8 protein-coding genes and 3 pseudogenes are annotated in these 8,486 nt (G+C 71.1%); 7 read left to right on the forward strand and 4 right to left on the reverse strand.

The genetic code is table 11. The features are described 5' to 3' along the window. Positions 1 to 151: 151 nt before the first annotated feature. The 4 genes and pseudogenes from ACZ7GJ_RS33515 to ACZ7GJ_RS33530 all read right to left on the reverse strand — a co-directional run bounded on the left by ACZ7GJ_RS33515 (position 152) and on the right by ACZ7GJ_RS33530 (position 3,036). Positions 152 to 754, reverse strand: coding sequence for a ClpP family protease (locus ACZ7GJ_RS33515; protein ID WP_470757071.1), 603 nt, complete (start codon positions 752 to 754; stop codon positions 152 to 154). Between the two features lies 1 nt (position 755). After that, a complete protein-coding gene (locus tag ACZ7GJ_RS33520) occupies positions 756 to 1,394 on the reverse strand; it encodes a ClpP family protease (protein ID WP_470757073.1) in 639 nt (212 codons plus the stop codon). Positions 1,395 to 1,621: 227 nt separating this feature from the next. Beyond that, positions 1,622 to 1,858, reverse strand: a pseudogene (locus tag ACZ7GJ_RS33525) (transposase); the annotation flags it as partial. A 308-nt stretch (positions 1,859 to 2,166) separates the two neighbouring features. Further along, complete coding sequence (locus ACZ7GJ_RS33530) at positions 2,167 to 3,036, reverse strand: hypothetical protein (protein WP_470757075.1); 870 nt, start codon at positions 3,034 to 3,036, stop codon at positions 2,167 to 2,169. 496 nt (positions 3,037 to 3,532) lie between these two features. On the opposite strand from ACZ7GJ_RS33530, the pseudogene ACZ7GJ_RS33535 reads away from it, so the two are divergent. The 7 genes and pseudogenes from ACZ7GJ_RS33535 to ACZ7GJ_RS33565 all read left to right on the forward strand — a co-directional run. Next, positions 3,533 to 3,727 (forward strand): annotated as a pseudogene (locus ACZ7GJ_RS33535) (type I-E CRISPR-associated protein Cas7/Cse4/CasC); the annotation flags it as partial. 148 nt (positions 3,728 to 3,875) lie between these two features. Beyond that, positions 3,876 to 4,418, forward strand: a complete 543-nt coding sequence (gene cas5 / locus ACZ7GJ_RS33540) for a CRISPR-associated protein Cas5 (protein WP_470757077.1) — start codon at positions 3,876 to 3,878, stop codon at positions 4,416 to 4,418. Then, positions 4,390 to 4,944, forward strand: a pseudogene (locus tag ACZ7GJ_RS33545) (Tn3 family transposase). The gene cas5 and the pseudogene ACZ7GJ_RS33545 overlap by 29 nt, the downstream one beginning before the upstream one ends. Before the next feature lie 321 nt (positions 4,945 to 5,265). Further along, complete coding sequence (locus tag ACZ7GJ_RS33550; protein WP_470757079.1) at positions 5,266 to 6,468, forward strand: NAD(P)/FAD-dependent oxidoreductase; 1,203 nt, start codon at positions 5,266 to 5,268, stop codon at positions 6,466 to 6,468. A gap of 78 nt (positions 6,469 to 6,546) precedes the next feature. Continuing rightward, a complete protein-coding gene (locus ACZ7GJ_RS33555) occupies positions 6,547 to 7,503 on the forward strand; it encodes a sigma-70 family RNA polymerase sigma factor (RefSeq protein WP_470757081.1) in 957 nt (318 codons plus the stop codon). A 213-nt stretch (positions 7,504 to 7,716) separates the two neighbouring features. Then, entirely contained in the window at positions 7,717 to 7,890 is a 174-nt protein-coding gene (locus tag ACZ7GJ_RS33560) for a zinc finger domain-containing protein (protein ID WP_470757083.1), read from the forward strand. After that, on the forward strand, positions 7,809 to 8,285 hold the full coding sequence (locus ACZ7GJ_RS33565; RefSeq protein ID WP_470757085.1) for a recombinase family protein: 477 nt from the start codon (positions 7,809 to 7,811) through the stop codon (positions 8,283 to 8,285). The genes ACZ7GJ_RS33560 and ACZ7GJ_RS33565 overlap by 82 nt, the downstream gene beginning before the upstream one ends. The last annotated feature ends 201 nt before the right edge of the window (positions 8,286 to 8,486 follow it).

Here is an 8,486-nt window from a genome sequence, read left to right on the forward strand (position 1 = left end):
CGTGAGCCCTCTTCCCCCCACCTACCCTTTTTCGCGCTTCTTCCACCACGGCCGAGAGAAAGGAGAAGGGGGCTGCCCAGGGGGCTGGGGGGTCGTCCCCCCCCCCCCCCCCCCGGCCGGCTCGCCGGCCCTCGGCCACGGCCGCGCGGGCTCAGACGAACGCGAACCGTCGGCTCAGCACCTCGTCGGCGAGCCCGTAGGCCACGGCCTCCTCGGCGGTGAACACCTTCTCCCGGTCCATGTCCGCGCGCAGCGTCGCCACGTCGTGGTGTGTGTGCCGGGACAGGACCTCCTCCGCCTGTGAGCGGATGCGGACCATCTCCTTGGCCGCGAGGCTGAGGTCGGAGACCGTCCCCTGCCGGCCGCCGCTGGCCGGCTGGCCGAGCAGCACCCGCGCGTGCCGGAGCACGAACCGTCGCCCGGGATCTCCGCCCGCCAGCAGCACCGCCGCCGTCGACGCTGCCTGACCGACGCAGAAGGTGGAGATCGGCGCCTGCACGAACGTCATCGTGTCGTAGATCGCCATCAGCGAAGTGAACGATCCGCCGGGCGAGTTGAGATAGATCGAGATCTCCTGCTCCGGGCTCGCCGACTCCAGGTGAAGGAGCTGCGCGATGACCACGTTGGCGACCCCGTCGTCGATCTCGGTGCCGAGGAAGATGATCCGCTCGTTCAGCAGCCGGCTGAACACGTCGTAGGACCGTTCGCCCTGCGCGGTCCGCTCGATCACGTAGGGAACCGTGTACGACCCCATGTCACAGCCCCGTCCGTCGGCGCGGCGTGGCCGGGCGGATGTCGGCGAGCGACTCCACCACCCGGTCCACCATCCCGTACTCCCTGGCCTGTTCGGCCGTGAACCAGCGGTCCCGGTCGCCGTCCCGCGCGATCGTCTCCTCGCTCTGCCCGGTGTGCTGGGCGGTGATCCGCTCGACGGCCTTCTTGGTGAACTGGAGGTTCTCCGCCTGGATCTCGATGTCCGCGGCGGTGCCGCCGATTCCAGCCGAGGGCTGGTGCATCATGATCCGCGCGTTCGGCAGCGCGAACCGCTTGCCGGGCGTCCCCACGGTGAGCAGGAACTGGCCCATGCTGGCGGCGAAGCCCATCGCCAGCGTCGAGACGTCGTTCGGGATGAGCCGCATCGTGTCGTAGATGGCGAGACCCGCGGTGACCGATCCGCCGGGGCTGTTGACGTACAGGCTGATGTCGGAGCGCGGATCCTGTGCCGACAGCAGCAGGAGCTGCGCGCACACCCGGTTGGCCGACACCTCATCGACCTGGGTGCCGAGGAGGACGATCCGTTGGTCGAGCAGCCTTGCCGCGAGGTGGTCGTCGAAGTGGCCGGGCGGTGTGTCGCCGTCCTCCGCACGGGGCGCGAGCATGGTGAGGGGAGTCATCTCTTCTCCTTGTCGAGGCGGGCTACCGTCGACTCCACTCTCGACCTCGAGGACCCCCCGGACGCGGTTCCTCTGCTCCCGGCAGATCCGCCACGGGCGGACACGACGTCCGGCGCTCGTACCTGGAAGCAGTCGGCGACTAGGACCTGGATTCCGACGCCTGTCGTGGACGTTGGTGAACGCCTCTTGTCGTGCGGAAGATTCGAAGACCCGGGCGTAGAGGGGAGCCAGGCCGCCCGGCGGGTGAGCCGCGGGTGCAGCCGGTCCCAAGCTTGAGCGGTCGCTCTCCCGTAGAGCCGTGTGTTTGTGGTGGTCACGGCCTGCTCCGTGCCCCAGGTGCCGGAGTCGCCGAAGACGAACTCGCCGCCGTGCTCGGGAGGCCGGCCGCCCTTGGGAACGTAGACCCGCGGCGGCTCCGGTCTCCGCATCACGCGATCTGAGCGCAGGCGGCCGAGAAGCTGCACCGCCGACTGACCGCGCTCGGTGTGGAGATAGAGCAAGCCCCGGAAGGGCCCACGCCGCGCAGTTGAACCCTATCCACCGTGCGACCTGCCGTCGCTCGCCTCTGCAGGCGTCCGCGGATCTCGTTGGTGAGGGGCAGGGCCGTGATCTCAAATGGGGGCCGCGTATCCGGGGGAGGACACGGATGGGCGAATGCGGCGAGGACTCAGGCCGTGGGCACAGGCCGGGCCTTGCTGTCTGACACGGGGTTGGCGTTTGGCCTTGCCGGGCGCTGCTACGAAACCGGTACTTTGCAGCCTGCGGACGAGGCTCAGGAACCGTAGGTGATGGACACCTGCGCCGATCCGGTGGCGCGGCCGGAAGTACCGCCCGCCGGAACGAGGTTCGACCCGCCACCGCCGCCGCCGGGCCCGGCGGCGCCTTCGGTGACCAGGAAGCAGCCGCCGCCTCCGCCTCCGCCGTGCCAGCCGCCGCCACCACCGCCCCCGCCGAATCCGCCACCGCCCGTGCCGCCGGTACTGGGCGTGCCGTCGGTGCCAGCCTTGAAGTCCTCGGGGCAGGCGGCTCCGCCCTTGCCGCCGCGGGTCTGGGTTCCGCCGCCGCCCCCGCCGCCGCTGTCCGGTCGCTCGCCGCCGGGCTTCCCGGTGTCGCCGGCGTCTCCACCGGTGGCCTCGCGGAGGGGGTGTCCGATGAAGCTGGAGCCGCGTCCGCCGCCCCCGCCGCCGGCGGCGACGATGATGCGGGGGTCGGTGTCGGGAACGCCGGTCAGGGCACAGCGCGCGCGTGCCGTGCTGCAGGTGCGGACGTCACTGGCGCCCCCGCCGCTGCCGCCGGGGCGCTGACCGGTGACGGCTCCGCCGCCTGTGTCGACGTTGACGTAGTAGGTGGTGCCGGGCTTCACGGTGAGGGTGGCGGTGACGGTGGCGCCGGTCCCGCCTGCTCCGCCCGCGATGGCGGACCCTCCCGGCTCGCCGGTGGCGGTGACGGTCAGTCGGGTGACGCCGGCCGGGACGTCGAACCGCTGGTTGGCGCCGGAGGTGAAGGTCTTGGTCACGGGCGCCGCTGCGGCGGGCGCCACGGGCACCACCAGGGCCGCCGGCAGCGCTGCGGCGGCGAGCAGGAGCGCGGCCCGTCGGGCCGTGCGCCGAGGGCGTTCGGATCGTTGTGGGGTCAAAGTCACGATGGGACTCCTGGACAGGGCCGTGGCACCCACTTCCCCCTGGGGCGCGCGCGGACGTAGGTCGGTGGTCCGGCGCCTACGCGGAACCGTCCGCCGCGGACCGTCCGGGCCGCAGCGGTCACGCGTCACGCTCTCCTTCAGTCTCCCCGCTTCCCGGTCCGCCCGCCTCCCGGCGTCCCGGTTCGCCCCAGCGCCCCGGATACCCCAAGGACGGAGCGAGGACGCTCCAAGGACGCCCCTCAGTCCCAGTCCCGGAGGCCGGCCCTCTGACGGCACCCGGTTTCCTGGGCTTCCACTGCGCTGCGTACCGGCTCGCCCGTACGCTCGCCGTCCAGGAGGCCGGCGTCGAGGCTCTCGGCCAGCCGGTCGACATCTACGGCGGCCTAGCTGGATCCCGGGCAACTCGATCCCTCGCCGAACTCGGGATGGACTGGGCCACCCCGTGACTGCGGCGCCATCACCCTCGCCGGTTCTCATCGAGAGCTTCGCGCTGTCGATGCCTACCGGGGAAAGTCCAACACTTCGGCAACCACACCCTCCCGACGCCGTCATCGTCAAGCTGCGCACCTCCCGACCCGTCAGTTTCGTGGGCGCTTTCGAGCAGCCCGTCGCCGAGCAGGAGACCGGCCACGGCCACGGCCACGTACGCGCCGCGTGCAAGGCACTGGCCGCCCACATCCCCGCCATCGAGACGGCGTTCGGAGCCAGCGCCGACCACACCTGGGTCCTCCGGTGGGGCAGCACAGCGACGCCCTGGCACCGCTCGGTGACGAAGTCGACCTGCGCTCGCTCACCTCCGCCGTCGGCGAGGCCGGCGCGGAACGACTCGGAAAGCGCGGATGAGCGCCCTCACACTGCGCCTGGCAGGCCCCCCTGCAGTCATGGGGGCCTCCGCCCGGTTCGCCCGGCGCACCACCGAGAACGCCCCCACCAGGAGCGGGGTGATCGGCCTGCTCGCCGCCGCCCTGGGCAGAGACCGTACCGCGCACCTCTGCGACCTCGCCGAGCTGCGCTCCGCCGTCCGCTTGGACGCGGTCCGGCGCCGCGAGATCTACGTCGAGGGCGCCGCGTGCTGGCGGAATCCGGAGGATGACCTGCCCGGCGACTTCGAGGCCACCCGCACCGTGCACTACGCCGCGATCCGCCAGCCGCTGAACCCGAGGGCGTTCATCGCGGACCTGAAGAAGTTCATGACCGCGGGCCTGGACCGCCCCCAAGCTGGAGCCGCTGGCCGAGCCCACCGGTCTGGCGGCCCTCAAGGAGGAGGTCGTACGCCGCTGGGGCGTGCTGGACCTCCTGGACGTACTGAAGAACGCCGACTTCCTGACCGGGTTCACCGAGGAGTTCTCCTCGGTGGCCGCGTACGAGCGCATCGAGCGTGACGTCCTCCAGCGCCGCCTGCTGCTGGCCCTCTTCCCCCTGGGCGCGAACATGGGCATCCGCGCAATCGTGACCACCGGCGAGCACGGCGAGAGCGAGGCCGCCCTGCGGCACGTGCGCCGGCACTTCGTCACCGTCGACAACCTCCGTGCCGCCGTCACCAGGCTGGTGAACGCCACCTTCACCGCACGCGACACCGCATGGTGGGGCCGCGGCACCGCCTGCGCGTCGGACTCGAAGAAGTCCGGGTCCTGGTCCTCGAACTTCATGACCGAGTAACACGCCCGCTACGGCGGCAACGGCGTGATGACCTACTGGCACGTCGATCGGAAGAACGTCTGCATCTACTCCCAGCTCAAGAGCTGTTCGTCGTCCGAGGTCGCTGCGATGATCGAGGGCCTGCTGCGGCACCGCACCGACGCCGCGATCGAGTCGAACTACGTCGACACCCACGGCGCGGGCGTGGTCGGGTCAACACCCTGCTGGTCCAGCAGGTCCTCGGTGAGCCGACCTGGGCGAAGGAGTTGAGCGACGAGGACCGACGGGGCCTGACCGCGCTGTTCTGGTCCAACGTCAACCCGTACGGCACCCGCCTGTATATGGACGCCCGGATCGACCTGGGGCCGGTTGCTGTCGTGCCCCGGCCCCGCACATCTGCTGGTGCCGCCGACCGATCACAAACGCAGACCTCTTGAGGGCTGCCGGGCTTCCTCGATCGTGCGCCCGCCCCGAGCCAGGCCCGCACTAGCCCTGTCGATCTGTGACCCGCATCACATTCAGTTCGTGTCAGGAATCGGAGTGCTGCTCCGCTCAAGTCACCGGAAGCAAGCGAATCGACAGGAGCGAGACATGAAGCACCGCATCGTCGTCCTCGGCGCCGGCTACGCCGGAGCGTACGTGGCCGGGACCCTGGCCCGCCGGCTGTCCCCGGCGGACACCGAGATCACCGTGGTCAATGCAGAGCCGGACTTCGTCCAGCGGCTGCGGCTGCACCAGCTCGCCACCGGCCAGGAGATCGAGGCTCCACAGCTCGCCGAGGTCTTCGCGGGCACGGCGATACGGCTGCGCCGGGCCCGCGTCACCGCAGTCGACCCCGAGCGCCAGGTCGTCGCCGTGGCCGACGGCGACGGCGGCGGCGAACTCGGCTACGACACGCTTCTCTACGCACTCGGCAGCCACGGAGCCGACCACGGCGTCCCGGGCGTGGCCGAGCACGCCTTCGATGTCGCGGCCCGGCCCTCCGCGCTGCGCCTGCGCGAACGGCTGGAGAGCCTGAGCAAGCGGGAAGGCCGGAGCGTTCTGGTCGTCGGTGACGGGCTGACCGGCATCGAGACCGCCACCGAGATCGCCGAATCCCGGCCCGGCCTGTCGGTGACGCTCGTCGCCCGCGGAGAGCTGGGTGCCCCGCTCTCCGCCGGAGCCCGCAGCCACCTGCGCCAGACCTGCGCCCGGCTGGGCGTCACCGTCCTGGAGCACACCAGCGTCGAAGCCGTCGAAGAGACACGGGCGCTGTGCGCCGACGGCACCGCCCTCGCGTCCGACGCGACCGTGTGGACGGCCGGGTTCGCGGTCAGCCCCATCGCCGCCGTAAGCGGGCTGGAGGTCACCGAGAACGGTCAGATCGTCGTCGATCGCACCATGCGGTCGGTCTCGCACCCGAACGTCTACGCCGCCGGTGACAGCGCCTACGCCATCGGCGACAACGGGCAGCCACTGCCGATGTCCTGCGCTTCCGCCGGCTACACCGGCCGGCAGGCCACGGACGCGATCGTGGGACACCTGACCGGCAGCAGGATCGCGAACATCAAGCTGGAGTACCTGGGCAACCACATCAGCCTCGGGCAGCGGGACGGAATCCTGCAGATGGTCGACCACGAAGGGCAGGCAAAGCCGAAGTACATGGGCGGCCGCAAGGCCGCGCGGATCAAGGCGGGCATCGTAAAGATGTCGTTGTGGGCCATCGCGCACCCGACCTTCGGCCTGCCCAAGCGCAAGCACCGCTTGGCCGCTGCCGCCTCGGATGTGGCCCACGCCGAGAACGCGGTCGCGTAGCTGCGCCCCGAAGCTCACCGGGCAGACGGCCGTCCCCCGCCCGCCACCACAGGAATCAGCGTCCTTAGGGTGATCCGCATGGACAGCACCACCACTGATCACTTCGACACCAGCCGGTTCCAGGCCAGCCGCAACCGGCTGGCCTCGCTGGCGTACCGGCTCCTGGGCTCCGCCACCGAAGCCGAAGACGCCGTGCAGGATGCGTTCCTACACTGGCAGGCCGCCGACCGGCAGCGGATCACGGTGCCGGAAGCATGGCTGACCAAGGTCACCACCAACCTGTGTCTCGACCGGCTCCGCTCGGCACAAGCCCGCCGCGAACGCACCGCCGGGGCCTGGCTGCCCGAACCGCTCCTTGACGGCGACCCGATGCTCGGCCCGGCCGACACCTTCGAGCAGCGCGAATCAGTGTCCTTGGCCCTGCTGACGCTCATGGAGCGCCTGTCCCCAGTCGAACGGGCCGTCTACGTCCTGCGTGAAGCGTTCTCCTACAGCCACGCCGAGGTCGCCGAGATCCTCGACATCACCGAGTCCGCAAGCCAACAGCACCTCCACCGGGCCCGGCGCCGCATCACCGCCGCCCGCAGCGGCGGCGCCGAAGCCGACCCCGCATCCGCCCGCAGGATCGTCGAGGAATTCCTCGCCGCCGCCACCTCGGGCCGCACCGAACGCCTCGTCGCGCTGCTCACCGACGACGCGACCGCGGTCTCCGACGGCGCCGGCGGCCTGGCCACGACGCTGCTGCGGTACGACACTCCGCAGCGCATCGCAGCCGTCGTACGGGCCGGCTTCAAACCCACAGACGCGAAGCGGCGACTTGCCGGTGGCACGCCCGCCATCCACTACGCACTCGTCAACGGCGCCCCTGCCATCCTCTTCGTGGTCGGCGACCAGGTCGTGGGCTCCACCATGTTCGACCTCGTCAGCGGCAAGATCGCAACCATGCACGGCATCGCCGCCCCGAACCGCCTCATCCGCCTCACCGAAGCCTGGCGGCAGCACGAACCGGACGCGCCGCTCGTCACCCAGTGGTAACCCCACACCCCCGGCCAGCCCCAGCACCCGCGCTGACCGGTGAGCCAGCCGACGGGGGCGTCACGGAGCACAAAGACCTTCCCACGTAGCGATGCGGGATGCGGCCCTGTTTCACAGGTGGTCACTCATGAAACAGGCGATCACCCGGCGGTCCACCTGCGGCGATCACGTTTCATGAGTCGTTGCAAACAACGGGACACCTGAAACACCCTCATGAAGCAGTCCGGGGTCGTGAGCGACGACTTCAAGCGCGTGGAATCACACGACTGTCCGATGTCCACCTGCGCCGCCCCGGCGGGCTCCCCATGCCGGACCGCAAGGGCAAGGTGGCCATCCCGTACCACACAGCCCGCTTCCACCTCGTGCCCCAACTTGCCAAATCCCTGAACGTACCGACCCCCGCCGTACGCAAGCCGGGCTCGGTCTGGACCGAGCTGCCCGGTCCGGTGAGCGCCAGCGCCGACCCGGTTGGTCACGTCCGCCTCGGATACGCCCGCGCCTCGACCGCCCGGCAGTCCCTCGACGCACAACTCGACTCCCTCGCCGAGGCCGGAGTGACGCGCGTCTTCCCGGAAAAAATCTCCACCCGAGCCACCTGGCGCCCCGAGCTGGAGGCCGCCATGAAACTCGCCGGGGAGATCCGCTCCTCCGGCGTCGCCGTCCCTGCTCGGAGCCGAGATCCTGGCCGCCATCGGTGGCGAGACCGGCGCGGCGGCGTCTGTTGGAACCAGCCGGCTCACCTGGCCCCTGACGTAGCAGGGCCCGCGGCCGCATCGTCATGATCACCCGACCCGGTCAAGGCCCGGCAGTGGCTGGAGGACTGGACGGGATCTCTCCGGAGTCGAGCGCCTGCTCGCGCCTGACGAGCTCGTTCCGGGTCGGGAGACGCCGCGGGGGGGGGGGGGGGGGGGGGGGGGGGGGGGGGGGGGGGGGGGGGGGGGGGGGGGGGGGGGGGGGGGGGGGGGGGGGGGGGGGGGGGGGGG

The sequence above is a fragment of the Streptomyces sp. NPDC037242 genome (assembly GCF_055604165.1).